This window comes from Cellulomonas composti, assembly GCF_007990245.1.
In the GTDB taxonomy this organism is placed as follows: Bacteria; Actinomycetota; Actinomycetes; order Actinomycetales; family Cellulomonadaceae; genus Cellulomonas; species Cellulomonas composti.
On sequence record NZ_BJWG01000009.1, the window covers coordinates 1 to 15482 of the forward strand.

Sequence of the window (15482 nt, forward strand, 5' to 3'; positions counted from 1 at the left end):
ACCAGATCTGTGGACAACCACTACGCCGCCTCCGCCTGTGGACGGTCGGCGCCACCGAGCTCCGCGAGCCTCGCCGCGAGCGCCGGCGACCGGTGCCGGTGCACCTTCGTCGCCCGCAACGCTGCCCGCATCGGCAGGCTGTCCGCCGCCCTCGGACCGTCGGCCAGCACACAGGCGAACAGTCCCCTCCAGTCGCTCGAACCACGCAGCGCGACGCAGAGCCGGCGCGCCTGCCACGGCGGCAGCCCGAACTGCCGGGCCATCCGTCGCCACCCGAGCGCGCCGCTGCGAGGGTCGTTGCTCGGGTGTGGCAGCTCGATCACGGCGTCGACGACCCGAGCGGCGAGTTCGGGTGCCCAGCCGGCGGCGACGAGGGCACCAACGGCGACGCGTGTCAGGTCGGGGAGCGCGTGCTCGAAGGCTCGACCGTCGACAGAGGTGGGTTCCCATCCGCCGTCGACGAGCACGTCGAGGCTGATCGGGATCGGCATCGGGTCGCTGCCGTCCGTCGATCGTCGAAGACTCCACGCCCGACGGGGTTCGGTCCCGTAGCGTGCGGCGACAACCTCGGCGAGCACCGCTCGTCTCGCGGTCTGCCAGAGGATGCCCCACGGTGACTGTGCGCGCCGCAGGGCCGGCTTCGTCATCGACATCCACATCGCCTGCCACGCGGTCGCCTCGGCCTGAGCCGCTGCGGCGCCTCGCAGCCCGGCGTCGACGGCGAGGGGTCGCGCGATCTGCTCTCGCGCGAATCGGAGCAGTGCGCGGGCGCTGACGCCGTCCCATCCCTCGTCGTCGATCGCCTCAAGAAGCGCCAGGAGGCACGAGGCATCGCGAGTCACCACAGGCTCCTCGCCGAGCCGCACGTCGTCAGTCGTGGCCATGGCACGCTCCATCTCTCGGATGCGTGCCAAGGTCGCCGTTCGCGATCTACCGCCCGGTCACCGTGGCGGGTGAGCGCTACGGTGACCGGCTGGTGCGACGCGTCATCGACCGCGGTGACGCGTTGGTGACTGGCCGGAGCTCGCCGACAGCGATTTCGGCCGTGCCGTCGCGGGAACTCACGCCGCGTCGTCGTCGGCGGCGTCGATCCCTTCGAGCAGGTCCTCCTCGACCTCGCTCGCCGAGTCGGCGAGCAGGCGACCATCCGGCTTGACCGGCCGGAGCGTCCGGTCGAGGATCCGCGCCGGTGAGAGATCGACGGACGTATCCGGCTCGACGTAGTGCCCCTCGGTGACCGCCGTGCTCGTATGTCCGAGGAACGCCGCCGCGGCATCGATCCCCAGACCGCGGGCGAGCACCGTGGCGCCCGTCCGCCGGTACCAGCGCGGAGTGATCCCTGAGTCCTCTAGGCCGGCATCCTTCAGGAACTCACGAAACGTGCGGCGCAGGTTGTGCAGCGTGATCACGCCTCCGTCGCGGTTGTGGAAGATCGTCGTCTCGGCCTCCTCGAGAGCCATCTCACCGACACGGGCGCGGATCACTTGTGCGGCAAAGTCGGGCACCGCGATCCGCCGGGTCGACGCGTCGGTCTTGGGGTGGTCCTGCCGAAAGTCGGCGACACCCTTGCGCCGGACGACCGTCCCGCGCACGTGGACCACCATCCCGCCGGGCGGGTCGCTGACATCACACGGACGCAACGCCAGCACCTCTCCCGGTCGCATCGACGTCCCGAGCAGGACCTCGCAGATGTCCCGGACCTTGCCGTCCGGCCTCGGCCCCTTCACGTTCGGTCCAGTCCGCCATGCTGCTGCCGCCGCCCGGATCGCCTGGACCTGCTCCAGCGTCATCGCGTGGATGTCGTGCCTCGGGCGCGTCAGCTGCGAGGTCCCTTCGACCGGGTTGCGTGCCAGTGCGTCGTGACGCAGGGCGAACGAGAACATCTGGTTCAGCAGAGTGCGGGAGTGCTTGGCACGCGAGTAGGACACCGCGGCCTGTCGCTTGAGAAACAGCTCCACGCGTCCGGTCGTGATCTCCCCGAGGCAGTAGGGCTCGAACGCCGGGCGCACATGCAGTCGCAACTCGTCTCGATAGTTCTGCTTCGTGCCCTCGGAGATGTCGCGCAGGTCGAGGTCCTGCGACCACAACTCGCACAGTTCACCGAACGAGCTCGCGACGCTCAACAGTCCGCCGCTGCCGTAGCCCGCGCGGTCGACCAAGCGGGCCTTGAGGAGCGTCTGCGCCGCGCGGGCGCTCCGTGCGACCGCGGTCACACGGCGTAGTCGGCCGTCGAGATCTCGGAAGCGGGTGCTCGCCCTGTAGCGGCCCCCAAGGTCAGCGACTCCGATCTCGCCGAACGTCCCGATGGGGGTTCTCGGCCGGCCGCGTGTCATGTGCCACCCCCGGACGGGTGGCGCGTCCCATCGGCGGCCTCTAGTCGCGCGATCCACGCCTCGATCTCGCTGACCCGGAATCGCAGCTCGCGCCCGACCCTGAAGCCACGCGGGCCGCGGCCCTTGGAGCGCAGGTCGTACAGCGCTTGGTTGCTCACCGACAGGTAGGCGGCGAGCTCAGAGAGTGTCATCGTCGGCCCAGTGACGGGCATCAGGTTGCTGTCCATACCAGCAGGTGTGCGCCCAACGACCAGACGCGACGAGACATGCCCAGAGAGGGCGGCTCTGGCTCGATACCGGGCGAATATCTGGCTACTAAATGGCTAGTGGCCACGTGAGATCCTTACATTCAGGATCTCGACGTGGCCTCTGACCTGCGAAAACGGTGGAGCTGAGGGGACTCGAACCCCTGACCCCCTGCATGCCATGCAGGTGCGCTACCAGCTGCGCCACAGCCCCGTGTTCAGTTTGCCGACCCGCCGGAGCGGATCTCTCGCCCCTGCGGGCGCTCGGAGATTCTAGGCCGACGACGGCCTTCGACGCCAATCCGCTGCCCTGGGGTGGGTCAGGCTGGGTCAACGCGGGTCGCGCGTCTCCTCGTCGGCGTCACGGTCCTGCTCGGTGGGGTGGTCGGGTCCGGCGTTCCAGTCCGACGAGGCTCCGACCGGACCGAGGTTGTAGCCCGCGAGGCGCCAGCGCGGCTCGGTGCCCGCCGCCGAGGGGACGAGCTCGGCCCAGTGCGCGTTGTGCATGCCGGTGATCCAGCGCCAGTTGGCGGGCATGCCGAGCAGCTCGGCGACGGCCGACCCGATCGCGGCGCCGTGGGAGACGACGACGAGCAGGTCCGAGCGGTCGAGTGCGGCGGCGTGCTCCTCGATCGCCTCGCCCGTGCGGGCGGCCACGTCGGCGCGCGACTCGGCACCCACGCGCTGCGGCTCGCCGCCGGCGGTCCACACCGCGTAGTCGTCGGGCCAGCGCTCGTGGATCTCCGCGCCGGTCAGACCTTCCCACTCACCGAAGGCGCGCTCCTTGAGCCGGGCGTCGAACGTGACCACGAGCCCGGCGGCCTGCGCCAGGATCCGGGCCGTGTCGGCGGCGCGGCCGAGGTCGGAGCTGACGACGTGCGTCGGCGTGTGGGCCGCGAGCAGGGTCGTCGCCGCGACGCGCGCCTGCCAGCGGCCGACGTCGTCGAGCGGGATGTCGACCTGGCCCTGCAGCCGCGCGGACGCGTTGTAGGCCGTCCGGCCGTGCCGCCACAGGACGAGGCGACCCGCCGTCACTCCTCGTCGCCCTCGCCACGGCCGCCGCGCGCGTCCGGCGGGAGCTCGATGAGCGGGCAGTCCTTCCAGAGTCGCTCGAGCGCGTAGTACACCCGGTCCTCCGCGTGCTGGACGTGCACGACGACGTCTCCGAAGTCGATGAGCACCCAGCGGCCCTGCGCCTTGCCCTCGCGGCGGATCGGCTTGGCGCCCAGGTGGAACAACGCCTCCTCGACCGCGTCGACGATCGCGCCGACCTGGCGCTCGTTGGTGCCGGACGCGATCAGGAAGACGTCCGTGAGCACGAGCTGCTCCGAGACGTCGAGCGCGATGATCTCCTCGGCCTTGCGGTCGGACGCGGCGTGAGCCGCGGCCACGGCGAGCTCGATGGCTCGTTCGGTGGCGGGCACGGTCCTCCTCGGAACGTCAGGGGCACGACGAGCGTGCGGCCCCGTGGGTCGATGTCTCGGGTCTAGTCGCAGCCTGCCACAGCCGCGCGCCGTGGGCGTACGGAATCGGCGCCGCCGGACACGGCCCCGGCGGGGTGGACGGCTACGCGGACCAGCCCGGCGGGGTCGCGACGCCCGTGAGCGCCGAGACGTGCGAGAGCGCCGCACCCGTCGCCGTGTCGTCGCCGGACTTGCTGAGCAGCAGCACGATGAGGAACCCGAGCACGAAGGCCACGAGCGCGAGCACGATCAGGTGCAGCCACGTGTACGGGTGGCGCGGGCGCTGCGCGGGCTCGCCCTGCACGCCGTCGAGCTCGTCCTGGCTCTCCTCCGTCCCCGGGACCGGGTCGAACTGTGCGTGGCCGGCCCACGGGGCGTCGGTGACAGGGACCGCCTGGGCGTCGGCGATCGCCGCGGCGGGCCAGGCTCCCTGGGGCGTGGTGCCCGGCTGGATCGCGGGAGGGCCGGCAACGGGCGCCGGGCGGGGCGCTGCAACCGGGGCGGCAGCAGCCGGGGCGGCAGCAGCCGGGGCGGCCGCTGCTGTGGGCGTCCATCCCCCGGAGGGCTGCCACTGTCCCGTCGTGGGCGACGCCGCCTGGGCCGCCGGCTGCGGCGGGGCGGCGGGCTGAGCCGCCGGCTGCGGCGCGACCGTGGGCCGGACCTGCGGATGGGCGGGCGTGCCGAAGCCCGGCTGCTGCTGCCCGACCCCGGCGGGCGCGCCGAACTGACCAGAGGCCGGAGCCGTCGGAGCAGGGCGTGCGGAGGGGACGACGCCGGAGGCGCCGGCCGTCGCGGTGCTCGTCGGAGCCTGACCGGTCGAGGCGACCGCCTGCTCACCCGGGCGAGGTGTGTAGCGCGGGCCCCAGCCGGAGCGCGCCGCAGCGTCGGCGGAGGCCTGCCCGGCGCTGGGTGACGCGGCGGCGGCGCCCGCAACAGGTGCGACGGGCGACGACGGCCGCGGCCGCGCTGCAGAAGTCGCGGGAGCGCCCGGCGGCGTGATCGCGGACGCGCGCACGGGTGCGGCCGGTGCGGCGGGCGTCGGGTTCGGCGCGGCGGCGGACGCTGCGGTCGGCCAGGCCGACGGCGCACGGACCGGGGCAGATGCGGCAGAGCCGTTCGTCGGAGCCACCGGCCGGGCACCCTCGGACGGTGCGCCGGTCGCACGCGTGGGGATCCACGCGGGTGCAGGCGGGGGTGTCGACCGCGTGCTCGTCGGATCGAGCGCGACGTCGCGGGCCGAGCGCCGCGAGGGCGCCGCAGCGGGCTGCGGCTGCGCGGCGGCGGGGCGTGCGGACACGGGGGCCGCCGACGGGGTCGACGAGGGTGCGACGGACGGACGCTGCGGCTGGGGTGCCACCGCGGGCGCGGGTCGGGCTGCGGCCGGCGGCGCCGAGACGGAGCGCGGCGCCGGCGAGGCGGCGGGGGCGACGACGGGTACGTCCGCGACCGACCGCGCGCCCTGGGCCGGTGCGACCACCGGCGCGGACCCTGTCGCCTGTGCGCGCATCGCGCGCCGCGAACCGGGTGCGGGCGAGTCGCCCTCGCCGGGCGGTGGTGCGACCGACTGCGCCCCGGTGAGGGCGCTCGCACCGGACTCCTCGGCCCGGTGGATGTCGCGGCGGCGGGGCCGCGCTCCGGGTTCCGTCATGACATACCTCGATACAGCTGATGCTTCGCGATGTACTGGACTACGCCGTCGGGTACCAGGTACCAGACGGGCTTTCCGGCCCGGGAACGTGCCCGCACGTCTGTCGACGAGATGGCCAGGGCCGGGATCTCCACGACCTTCACCCTCTCCTCCGGCAGTCCCTCGACCGACAACGTGTGCCCCGGGCGGGTGACCGCCACGAACTGCGCCATCGAGAACAGCTCCTCCGCATCCTTCCACGTGAGGATCTGCTCGATCGCGTCCGCACCGGTGATGAAGAAGAGTTCGGCTCCCGGGCGGCTCACCTTGAGGTCCCGCAGGGTGTCGACCGTGTAGGTCAACCCCTCGCGGTCGATGTCGACGCGGCTCACGGTGAACTGCGGGTTGGACGCCGTGGCGATCACCGTCATCAGGTAGCGGTCCTCCGCGCGCGTGACGTCCTGGCCCTGCTTGAACGTCGGCTGGCCCGTCGGGACGAACACGACCTCGTCGAGCCCGAACGTCGCGGCGACCTCGCTGGCGGCCACCAGGTGTCCGTGGTGGACGGGATCGAAGGTCCCCCCCATCACCCCAAGGCGCGTCATCGGATCACCGGTTCCCGGGACGGATCAGTGCCGCGTCCCGACGCTGCGGAACGCGTAGGTGAACAGGAGCAGCGCGACGAGCCCGGCGAACGCGCCGAGGCCGAAGGCCCACGGCTCGACGGGGAGCTCGTGCGCCTTCTCGGCGGTCTCCTCGGCTGCGGCGATCAGGGCAGCGTGCACGTCGTCTCCTCCTGGGATGTCCGGGGTCTCGCCGGGATGGCCGGCGGGCTCGATTGTCGCACGCCAGGGTGTGGATTCATGGGCGCACGTGCCCATCACCGTGGACGACCCACTTGGTCGTCGTGAGCTCCGCGAGGCCCATCGGGCCGCGCGCATGCAGCTTCTGGGTCGAGATGCCGATCTCCGCACCGAGGCCGAGCTGACCGCCGTCGGTGAAGCGCGTGGACGCGTTGACCATCACCGCGGCCGAGTCGACCTCCGCGACGAACCGCTCGGACGCTGCAAGGTCGCGCGTCACGATCGCCTCGGTGTGCCCCGAGCTCCACTCGCGGATGTGCTCGATCGCCTCGTCGAGGTCGTCGACCACACGGACCGCCAGGTCGAGCGAGAGGTACTCGGTCGCCCAGTCGTCGTCGGTCGCCGCGACCACGTCCGCCTCCTCGGGCGCCAGGCGCCGCGTCGCGGCGTCACCGTGGATCGTCACGCCGCAGTCCGCGAGCGCCGCGATCGCCGCGGGCAGGAACTCGTCGGCGACCGCGCGGTGCACGAGCAGCGTCTCCGCCGCGTTGCACACGCCGACGCGCTGCGTCTTCGCATTGAGGATGATCGGCAGGGCCATCGCGAGGTCGGCGGTCTCGTCGACGTACACGTGCACGTTGCCGACCCCGGTCTCGATCACCGGGACGGTCGCCTCGCGCACCACCGTACGGATCAGGTCCGCGCCGCCGCGGGGCACGAGCACGTCGACGAGCCCGCGCAGCTGCATGAGCTCGACCGCACCCTCGCGCCCCCACGCGTCGATCGACTGGACGAGCGCCCCGGGCAGCCCCCGCTTCTCGAGCGCCTCGCCGAGCACCTCGACGATCACCGCGTTGCTGCTCGCCGCGGCCGAGCCGCCGCGCAGGATCACGGCGTTGCCGCTCTTGAGCGCGAGGCCGGCGGCGTCCACCGTGACGTTCGGACGGGCCTCGTAGATCATCCCGACGACGCCCATCGGCACCCGGAGCTGGCGCAGGCGCAGGCCGTTGGGCAGGGTCTGGCCACGCACGACCTCACCGACGGGGTCGGGCAGACCCGCGAGCTCGCGCAGCGCGTCGGCGATCGCGGCGATGCGCGCGTCCGTCAGCGTGAGCCGGTCGAGCAGTCCGGGCGTCAGTCCCGCCGCGTGACCGCGCGCCACGTCCTGCGCGTTCGCGGCCACGATGCGGTCGGCCTGCGCGACGAGCGCGTCCGCCATCGCGAGCAGCGCCGCGTCCTTCGTCGCCCGGTTCGCGTTCGCGAGCCGGCGCGAGGCGGCCTTCGCGCGCTGCGCGACCCGGGTCACCTGCTCGCGGACATCCGGCTGCGCACCCTCGTCGGGACCCGTGACGACCGTGGGCTCGAGTGACGTGGTCATCGACCCAGGCTACCCCGCGGCCTGTGGCCCGAACCGGCGCGCCCGACTTCGCTCCGGACGCGGCTCCGTACCCGGCTCCGGACCTGGCTCCGGACCTGGCTCCGGATCGGGCTCAGGGTGCGGGACGGCGGCGCCGGACGAGCACGAGGTCGTCGCGGTGCACCAGCGCGCGGTCGTAGCCCGGTCCGAGCTCCTCACGCAGCGCGCCCGTCGACCGGCCCAGCAGGTTGGGCACCTCGTCCGACGAGTACGCCACGAGACCGCGCCCGACGACGACGCCGTCCGGTCCGACCAGCTCGATCGGGTCGCCCGCCTCGAACTCGCCCTCGACGCCCACGACCCCCGCGGGCAGCAACGAGGTCCGCCGTTCGACGACGGCCCGCACGGCACCCTCGTCGAGCACGAGACGTCCGTGTGCGCGCGCGGCGTGCGCGAGCCACAGCAACCTGATCGACGTGCGCCGCCCCGTCGCCGCGAACCACGTGCCGACGTCCCGACCGGCGAGCGCGTCCGCCGCCTGCGCCGCGGACGTGAGCACCACCGGGATGCCGGACTGCGTCGCGATCGCGACCGACTCGAGCTTGGTGACCATCCCGCCCGTGCCGATCGCGCTCCCGCGCGAGCTCACGTCGATGCCGTCCAGCTCGCGCGGCGAGCCCACGTGCGAGATGCGGCGCGCACCGGGGCGCGAGGGCGGACCCGTGTAGAGCGCGTCGACGTCGGTGAGCAGCACGAGCGCGTCGGCGTGCACCAGGTGGGAGACGAGCGCGGCGAGCCGGTCGTTGTCGCCGAACCGGATCTCCTCGGTCGCGACCGCGTCGTTCTCGTTGATGACGGGGATCACACCGAGGTCGAGCAGCCGTGTCAGCGCGCGGTGCGCGTTGCGGTAGTGACCGCGGCGCACGGTGTCGTCCGCCGTGAGCAGCACCTGGCCGACGCGCAGCCCGTGGTCCGCGAACGCCTTCGTGTAGTGCGCGACGAGCAGGCCCTGGCCCACCGACGCGGCCGCCTGCTGGGTCGCGAGGTCGCGGGGCCGGGCGTTCAGGCCCAGGGGTCCGATCGCCGCCGCGATCGCGCCCGACGAGACGAGCACGACCTGACCTCCGTCGGCCCGCCGCGCGGCGAGCACGTCGACGAGAGCGCGCAGCCGGTCCGGGTCCAGACGGCCGTTCGCACTCGTGAGCGACGACGAGCCGACCTTGACGACGATGCGCGCGGCGGCGGCAAGCTCGGTGCGCGAGCCCAGCGCGGCGGCGGTCATGCAGCGCATTGTGCCGCGCCGGGGGTCGTGTCGGGGCGCGCGGACCAACCCTCGGGCATCGTTCGTCGGCTGCGGTGCCGCAGCGCAGCGGTGCGGTGGTGCGAGGGCGCCGGCGGTGCGGCGGTGCGGGGCGCGCGGGCTCAGCGCAGCGCGTGCATCCGGGACTGGCGTCGCGACGTCGCACCGGTGATCGCCGCGAGGATCTGCTCGTGCGACGTCGTCGCCGCGTCGAACACCCCGTTGTTGCGGCCGTGCCGCAGCACGACGATCCGGTCCGCGACCGCGAGCACGTCCATCATGTTGTGGCTGATGAGGATGACCCCGAGACCCATCTCGCGCAGCCGCTCGATGTGCGTGAGCACCTCGGCCGTGGCCGCGACCGACAACGCCGCGGTCGGCTCGTCGAGCACCACGAGGCGCGGGTCCCCGATCAGGGTCCGGGCGATCGCGACCGTCTGGCGCTGACCGGCCGAGAGCGTCGAGAGCTGCGAGCGCACCGACGGGATGCGGCTGGTGAGCGAGTCGAGCACCCGCCGCGCCGTGGCCTCCATGTAGCCGTCGTCGCGCAACGGCCCGACCCTGGCCTCACGGCCGAGGAACAGGTTGCTCGTCACGTCGAGGTTGTCGCACAGCGCGAGGTCCTGGAACACCGTCGCGACGCCGAGCGCATGCGCCGCGCCGGGGGTCGGGATCACCGTCGGCTCGCCGTCGATCTCGATCAGGCCCGTGTCCGGCGTGATGGCGCCGGCGACCATCTTCGCCAGCGTCGACTTGCCCGCTCCGTTGTCCCCGACGAGCGCGACGACCTCGTGCGCGTGGACGTCGAGGTCGACTCCGACGAGCGCCTCGACCGCCCCGAAGTTCTTGCTGATCCCGCGCATCGACAGCAGCGGCGGCGGCGGAACAGGGGTGGTCACGTCCTGGGCTCCTCTCGTCGTCGGCGTCGCGTGCACCGAGTCTCCCACCCCGACGGCGATCACAGGAGTCCTCCCACGTCCATGGTCTCCTCCACGGTCTCCTCGACGCTGAGCGGGACGTCGGTGGACTGGAGCGCGAGCACCAGCGCACCGACCATCTCCGCACGCAGGCCCAGACCCGCCCTGACCACGTCGAGCGGGGCGATGGTGTTCGGCAGCAGGCCGCGCAGCACCGCGGCACGCAGGGGTGCGAGGAACGTCTCGCCGGTCTCGGCCAGCTCCCCGCCGACGACCACGACCTGCGGGTTCACCGCCAGCCCGAGGCCCGCGACGACGGAGCCGATCGTCGTCCCGGCGTGCGCGACCACGTCGCCGAACCGTTCGTCGCCCTGGTTGGTGCGCTGCACCACGTCGCGCAGGTTGCCGAGGCCCGGCGTCGGGCCGAGCTGTTCGAGCAGGCCCGCGGCGCCGACGATCGTGTCGAGGCAGCCGCGCGCGCCGCAGCGGCACTCGGCACCCTCCGGATCGACGATGAAGTGGCCGATCTCGCCGGCGGTCCCCGCGAACCCGCGCAGCACCTGGCCGCCGACGATGATGCCCGCGCCGACCCCGTAGGACGCGCGGACGAAGATCGAGTCGGTGAACTCGCGCGCGGCGCCCAGCGTGCTCTCCGCGATCGCGCCGAGGTTGGCGTCGTTGTCGACGTAGACCGGCAGGTTCAACCGCTTGGAGAGCACCTGGCCCACGTGGACGTCGTCCCAGCCCGGCATCACGCCGTGCACCGAGATCATCCCGGTCGCGAGGTCGACGGGTGCGGGGACGCCGACGCCCATGCCCACCACGTCGTCGAGCGAGGCACCGACGCGCTCGAGGAGGTCGACGACGAGAAGCGCGACCCGGTCGAGCGTGGTGTCGACGCGATGCTCGATCGGCAGCGGCAGCGACTGCTCCACGAGGATCTCGTGGCTGAAGTCGCCGAGCGCCACCCGCAGGTGGCGGTGGCCCACCTGCACGCCGACCGCCAGCCCCACCCGGCGGGCGAGCGTGACCATCTGGGCACGCCGCCCGCTGCGGGTGGTGCTGGCGGTGTCGACGACGCCGGCCGCGAGCAGCTCGCGGACGATCGTCGAGACGGTCGCCTGGGACAGGCCCGTGGCGTCCGCGAGCTCGATCTGGGTCAGGCCCCCGTACCGCTTGACCGTCTCGACGACGAGCTGGCGGTTGGCTTCGCGGAGGGACGACTGAGAGCCGGCAGCTGCCGCTGCTCGTCTGCTCATCGGAGCACCCCGGGGACGACTGTCGTCAGTGGCTGCGTCAGCTCGTGCCGGCGCGCCGCTTGTTGATCAGGTCGAACGCGACGGCGAACAGGAGCACCAGGCCCTTGATCGCCTGCTGCCACGACGGGTCGACCGACAGGATCGACAGGCCCATGTTCAGTACGCCCATGATGAGAGCACCGACGATGGCCCCGGAGATCCGGCCGATACCGCCCGTGACCGCCGCGCCGCCGATGAAGCACGCCGCGATCGCGTCGAGCTCGAAGCCGTTGCCCGCCGCCGCCAGTGCTGCACCCGTACGGGCCGTCGTGACGATCGCCGCAGCACCGGAGAGCAGCCCGATGTTGACGAAGATGAGGAAGTCGACGCGCTTGGTGTTCACACCGGACAGCGCTGCCGCCGGACGGTTGCCACCGATCGCGTAGATGTGCCGGCCGAAGACCGTGCGCCCCATCAGGAACGAGTACGCGACGATGAGGACGCCGCAGATGATGAGGACGATCGGCATGCCGCCGGCCGACATCGACAGGATGACCGACAGGAAGCCGATCGCGACCCCGACACCGACGATCTTCGCGACGAAGGCGCCGGTCGGCTCGACCTGCAACGCGTGCTTGCGCATCGAGGCCCGCGCCCGGAACTGGGCGATGGCGAACGCGGCGATCGCGAGCCCGCCGATGACCAACGTGACGACGTCCATCTTCCCGATGAACCCCAGCCAGTTCGGGACCGAGCCCGTCGCGATCTTGATGAACGAGTTCGGCAGGCCCGCGATCGTCTCGGAGACGACGACGAGCGCCAGCCCACGGAAGATCAGCATGCCTGCCAATGTCACGATGAACGCTGGTACGCCTACATAGGCCACCCAGTAGCCCTGCCACGCGCCGACCAACGCCCCGAGGGCGAGGCCGATCAGCACGGCGACCACCCAGTTCAGGCCCCAGTCACGCATCGAGACCGCGACGACGCCACCGACGAACGCGACGACCGAGCCGACCGACAGGTCGATGTGCCCGGCCACGATGACCATCACCATGCCGATGGCGAGGATCATCACGTAGGCGTTCTGCTGGAACAGCGCGACGACGTTGTTCGGCTTGAGCAGCTTGCCGTCGGTGAGGATCTGGAAGAGCAGGACGATCAGGACGAGGGCGCCGAAGATGCCGTACTCGCGGGCGTTGCCCCCCAGGCCCGACAGGCGCCGGCCCATGGCGGAACGCTCGTTGTCGGCCGGCGGCAGCGCGGGGTCGAGCTTGATGTCGGTACTCATCGGGAGGTCACGTCCTTCTCCATGGTCATGTACTGCATGAGTCGCTCCTGGGTTGCGTCCTCACGGGCTACCTCGCCCGTGACACGGCCCTGCGACAGGGCGTAGATGCGGTCGCAGATTCCGAGCAGCTCCGGCAGCTCGGAGGAGATGACGATGACGGCCTTCCCCTCGTCCGCGAGCCGGTTGATGATCGTGTAGATCTCGTACTTCGCGCCGACGTCGATCCCGCGCGTCGGCTCGTCGAGGATCAGGACGTCCGGATCCGCGTAGATCCACTTGCTCAGGACGACCTTCTGCTGGTTGCCTCCGGAGAGCTTGCCGGCGAGGACGGCGACCGTCGGCGTCTTGATGTTCAGGTCACGTCGGTACAGCTCGGCAACCTTGAGCTCCTCGTTGCGGTCGATCACACCCATGCGCGCGACCTTGTCGAGCGCGACGCCCGAGATGTTCGCCTGGATCGTCGCGATGAGGTTGAGTCCGTAGTGCTTGCGATCCTCGGTGGCATAGGCCAGTCCGTGCCGGATCGCGTCGTGCACGGTGCGCAGCTGCACCTCCTGGCCGCTCTTGAACACCTGTCCGGAGATGTGCGAACCGTAGGAACGGCCGAACACCGACATGGCCAGCTCGGTGCGTCCGGCTCCCATCAGGCCCGCGAGCCCGACGATCTCGCCACGCCGCACGTTGATCGAGGCGTTCTCGACGACCGCGCGTGCCTGGTCGATGGGGTGGTGGACCGTCCAGTTCTCGATGCGCAGGACCTCTTCGCCGATGACCGACTCGTGGTCCGGGAAGCGCTGGTCGAGCGAGCGCCCGACCATGCCGCGGATGATCCGCTCCTCGGTGACCGGCTCGTCGCCGTGCATGTCGAACGTCTCGATCGTCTTGCCGTCGCGGATGACGGTCGTCGTGTCGGCGATCGACTCGATCTCGTTGAGCTTGTGGCTGATCATGATCGACGTGATGCCGTGATCGCGCAGGCCAGAGATCAGGCCGAGCAGGTGAGCGCTGTCCTCGTCGTTCAGGGCCGCGGTCGGCTCGTCGAGGATCAGCAGCTTGACGTCCTTGGAGAGCGCCTTGGCGATCTCGACGAGCTGCTGCTTACCGACGCCGATGTCGATGACGCGGGTGTCGGGTCGCTCGGACAGGCCGACGCGCTCGAGCAGCTTCGCTGCCTCGGAGTTCGTGGCGTTCCAGTTCACGAGTCCGCGCTTGGCGCGCTCGTTGCCCAGGAAGATGTTCTCGGCGATCGACAGGAACGGGGAGAGCGCGAGCTCCTGGTGGATGATGACGATGCCCAGGTGCTCCGAGTCACGCGTCGTCCTGAACTCGGCGGGCTGGCCCTCGAAGACGATGTCGCCCTCGTAGGTGCCGTGCGGGTAGACACCCGAGAGCACCTTCATGAGGGTGGACTTGCCGGCGCCGTTCTCACCGCAGATCGCGTGGACCTGCCCGCGCCGGACCTTCAGGTTGACGTCGGAGAGCGCGAGCACACCGGGGAAGCGCTTGGTGATGCCGTGCATCTCGAGGATGTAGTCGGGTGATGCGGTGGTGTCCATCTCGACCTCGGTTCTGTGTCCGCTGCACCGGCGACGGCGCGGCGGGCCGCCGGCGCGCACGGGGAGCGTGTCCCACGTGCGCGCCGACGGCTGCTGCTGTTGCGAACCTCGCGGGCTAGGTCAGAGACCCAGGTCCTCGGCCGAGTAGAAGCCCGACTCCACCAGGGCCGACTCGACGGTGTCGGGGGTGACGACCAGCGGGTCGAGCAGGAGGGTCGGAACGTTCTTGACACCGTTGTTGTAGGTGTCGGTGTCGTTCACGGTCACCTCGGCGCCGGTCACGATCTCGTCGACCATCTTGGCAACCGCGTCACCGAGGGCGCGGGTGTCCTTCCACACGGTCATCGACTGCTTGCCGGCGAGCATGTTCAGCACGTTCGCCTGGTCGGCGTCCTGACCGGTCAGCACCGGCCAGTCGCCACCCTCGCCGGGCGTGTAGCCGGCGCTCTCGAGGGCCTGGGCGATACCCAGGGCCAGCGAGTCGTTCGGCGACAGCACGACCTGGACCTTGGAGTCCGTGTAGAACGAGTTCAGGCGGTTCTCCATCTCGGCCTGGGCGTCGTCCGTGCCCCAGCCGAGGATGCCGATGCTCTGCCAGTCGTCGTTCGTGGCCGGGGCCTTGCCCGACTGCACGACGAGCTTGCCGCTCTGGACGTACTGGTTGAGGATGTCCCAGGCGCCCGAGAAGAAGAACTTGGCGTTGTTGTCGTCCGGCGAACCGGCGAAGGGCTCGAAGTTGTACGGGCCACCGTCGCCCTCGAGGTCGAGCGCGTCGCGGATGAACTCACCCTGCAGCTGGCCGACCTTGTAGTTGTCGAACGTCGCGTAGTAGTCGACGTTCGCCGTGTCGTTGATCAGGCGGTCGTACGCGATGACCTTGATGCCCGCGTCAGCGGCGGTCTGCAGCACCGGGCCGAGAGCCGTACCGTCGATCGACGCGATGACGAGCACCTTGGCGCCGTCGTTGATCATGTTCTGGATCTGGCTGACCTGCTGGTCGACCTTGTTGTCCGCGAACTGCAGCGACGTCTTGTAGCCCGCCTCCTTCAGCAGCTCGTCGAGGTGCGCCCCGTCACGGTTCCACCGCTCCAGCGACTTCGTCGGCATCGCGATGCCGATGAGCTCGCCACCGCCACCGCCGGTGCCGTCGGTCGCCTGGTTCGTCGGCGTGTCGTCGCCCTCGCGCTCGTCCGAGCACGCCGCCAGCGCGCCGGCGAGCAGGCCGGCCGTCGCCACGGCCACACCCAGCTTCTTCCACGTGAATGACATCGTCGTCAGCTCCTCTTGTCCCACTGTCCGGGTGGCGTCGCGCCGGCATCGATGCCGACGCGAGGGGGCTCGGACCGTCCGTG

The 15482-nt window shown here is 71.4% G+C and carries 15 protein-coding genes and 1 tRNA gene; all 16 read right to left on the reverse strand.

Annotated features, from left to right (window positions below; translation table 11 throughout):
• Window positions 1-20: 20 nt before the first annotated feature.
• A complete protein-coding gene (locus CCO02nite_RS10445; RefSeq protein WP_146843085.1) occupies window positions 21-884 on the reverse strand; it encodes a hypothetical protein in 864 nt (287 codons plus the stop codon).
• A gap of 177 nt (window positions 885-1061) precedes the next feature.
• Entirely contained in the window at window positions 1062-2213 is a 1152-nt protein-coding gene (locus CCO02nite_RS10450; RefSeq protein ID WP_186812666.1) for a site-specific integrase, read from the reverse strand.
• 116 nt (window positions 2214-2329) lie between these two features.
• Window positions 2330-2560, reverse strand: a complete 231-nt coding sequence (locus CCO02nite_RS10455; RefSeq protein ID WP_146843087.1) for a helix-turn-helix transcriptional regulator — start codon at window positions 2558-2560, stop codon at window positions 2330-2332.
• 159 nt (window positions 2561-2719) lie between these two features.
• A tRNA-Ala gene (locus CCO02nite_RS10460) sits at window positions 2720-2792 on the reverse strand.
• Window positions 2793-2908: 116 nt separating this feature from the next.
• A complete protein-coding gene (locus CCO02nite_RS10465; protein ID WP_146843088.1) occupies window positions 2909-3613 on the reverse strand; it encodes a histidine phosphatase family protein in 705 nt (234 codons plus the stop codon).
• The gene (gene rsfS, locus CCO02nite_RS10470; RefSeq protein WP_146843089.1) at window positions 3610-4002 is read right to left on the reverse strand and encodes a ribosome silencing factor; all 393 of its coding nucleotides are present in this window, start codon (window positions 4000-4002) and stop codon (window positions 3610-3612) included. Before rsfS ends, CCO02nite_RS10465 begins: the two co-directional genes overlap by 4 nt.
• Window positions 4003-4144: 142 nt before the next feature.
• Window positions 4145-5689, reverse strand: a complete 1545-nt coding sequence (locus tag CCO02nite_RS10475; RefSeq protein WP_146843090.1) for a hypothetical protein — start codon at window positions 5687-5689, stop codon at window positions 4145-4147.
• Entirely contained in the window at window positions 5686-6273 is a 588-nt protein-coding gene (gene nadD / locus CCO02nite_RS10480; protein WP_146843091.1) for a nicotinate-nucleotide adenylyltransferase, read from the reverse strand. Before nadD ends, CCO02nite_RS10475 begins: the two co-directional genes overlap by 4 nt.
• 24 nt (window positions 6274-6297) lie before the next feature.
• On the reverse strand, window positions 6298-6453 hold the full coding sequence (locus CCO02nite_RS15740; protein WP_186812667.1) for a hypothetical protein: 156 nt from the start codon (window positions 6451-6453) through the stop codon (window positions 6298-6300).
• 76 nt (window positions 6454-6529) lie between these two features.
• Entirely contained in the window at window positions 6530-7849 is a 1320-nt protein-coding gene (locus tag CCO02nite_RS10485) for a glutamate-5-semialdehyde dehydrogenase (protein WP_146843092.1), read from the reverse strand.
• Between the two features lie 112 nt (window positions 7850-7961).
• Window positions 7962-9119 carry a glutamate 5-kinase gene (gene proB / locus CCO02nite_RS10490; protein WP_146843093.1) on the reverse strand — a complete coding sequence of 386 codons (1158 nt, stop codon included), beginning with the start codon at window positions 9117-9119 and terminating at the stop codon, window positions 7962-7964.
• Window positions 9120-9250: 131 nt separating this feature from the next.
• Window positions 9251-9991 carry an ATP-binding cassette domain-containing protein gene (locus CCO02nite_RS10495; protein WP_146843210.1) on the reverse strand — a complete coding sequence of 247 codons (741 nt, stop codon included), beginning with the start codon at window positions 9989-9991 and terminating at the stop codon, window positions 9251-9253.
• A gap of 95 nt (window positions 9992-10086) precedes the next feature.
• Entirely contained in the window at window positions 10087-11304 is a 1218-nt protein-coding gene (locus tag CCO02nite_RS10500) for an ROK family transcriptional regulator (protein ID WP_146843094.1), read from the reverse strand.
• Window positions 11305-11341: 37 nt separating this feature from the next.
• Window positions 11342-12574 carry a multiple monosaccharide ABC transporter permease gene (mmsB, locus tag CCO02nite_RS10505; protein WP_146843095.1) on the reverse strand — a complete coding sequence of 411 codons (1233 nt, stop codon included), beginning with the start codon at window positions 12572-12574 and terminating at the stop codon, window positions 11342-11344.
• Complete coding sequence (gene mmsA, locus CCO02nite_RS10510; protein WP_146843096.1) at window positions 12571-14130, reverse strand: multiple monosaccharide ABC transporter ATP-binding protein; 1560 nt, start codon at window positions 14128-14130, stop codon at window positions 12571-12573. Before mmsA ends, mmsB begins: the two co-directional genes overlap by 4 nt.
• A gap of 120 nt (window positions 14131-14250) precedes the next feature.
• Window positions 14251-15399, reverse strand: coding sequence for a multiple monosaccharide ABC transporter substrate-binding protein (gene chvE, locus CCO02nite_RS10515; protein ID WP_146843097.1), 1149 nt, complete (start codon window positions 15397-15399; stop codon window positions 14251-14253).
• Window positions 15400-15482 lie beyond the last annotated feature (83 nt).

Excerpts from the sequence above, each read along its gene's own strand:
- CCO02nite_RS10445 (WP_146843085.1), bottom strand. The coding sequence starts at position 884 with ATGGCCACGACTGACGACGTGCGGCTCGGCGAGGAGCCTGTGGTGACT.
- CCO02nite_RS10455 (WP_146843087.1), bottom strand. The coding sequence starts at position 2,560 with ATGGACAGCAACCTGATGCCCGTCACTGGGCCGACGATGACACTCTCT.
- CCO02nite_RS10475 (WP_146843090.1), bottom strand. The coding sequence starts at position 5,689 with ATGACGGAACCCGGAGCGCGGCCCCGCCGCCGCGACATCCACCGGGCC.
- nadD (WP_146843091.1), bottom strand. The coding sequence starts at position 6,273 with ATGACGCGCCTTGGGGTGATGGGGGGGACCTTCGATCCCGTCCACCAC.
- CCO02nite_RS10485 (WP_146843092.1), bottom strand. The coding sequence starts at position 7,849 with ATGACCACGTCACTCGAGCCCACGGTCGTCACGGGTCCCGACGAGGGT.
- proB (WP_146843093.1), bottom strand. The coding sequence starts at position 9,119 with ATGCGCTGCATGACCGCCGCCGCGCTGGGCTCGCGCACCGAGCTTGCC.
- CCO02nite_RS10495 (WP_146843210.1), bottom strand. The coding sequence starts at position 9,991 with ATGCGCGGGATCAGCAAGAACTTCGGGGCGGTCGAGGCGCTCGTCGGA.
- CCO02nite_RS10500 (WP_146843094.1), bottom strand. The coding sequence starts at position 11,304 with ATGAGCAGACGAGCAGCGGCAGCTGCCGGCTCTCAGTCGTCCCTCCGC.
- mmsB (WP_146843095.1), bottom strand. The coding sequence starts at position 12,574 with ATGAGTACCGACATCAAGCTCGACCCCGCGCTGCCGCCGGCCGACAAC.
- mmsA (WP_146843096.1), bottom strand. The coding sequence starts at position 14,130 with ATGGACACCACCGCATCACCCGACTACATCCTCGAGATGCACGGCATC.
- chvE (WP_146843097.1), bottom strand. The coding sequence starts at position 15,399 with ATGTCATTCACGTGGAAGAAGCTGGGTGTGGCCGTGGCGACGGCCGGC.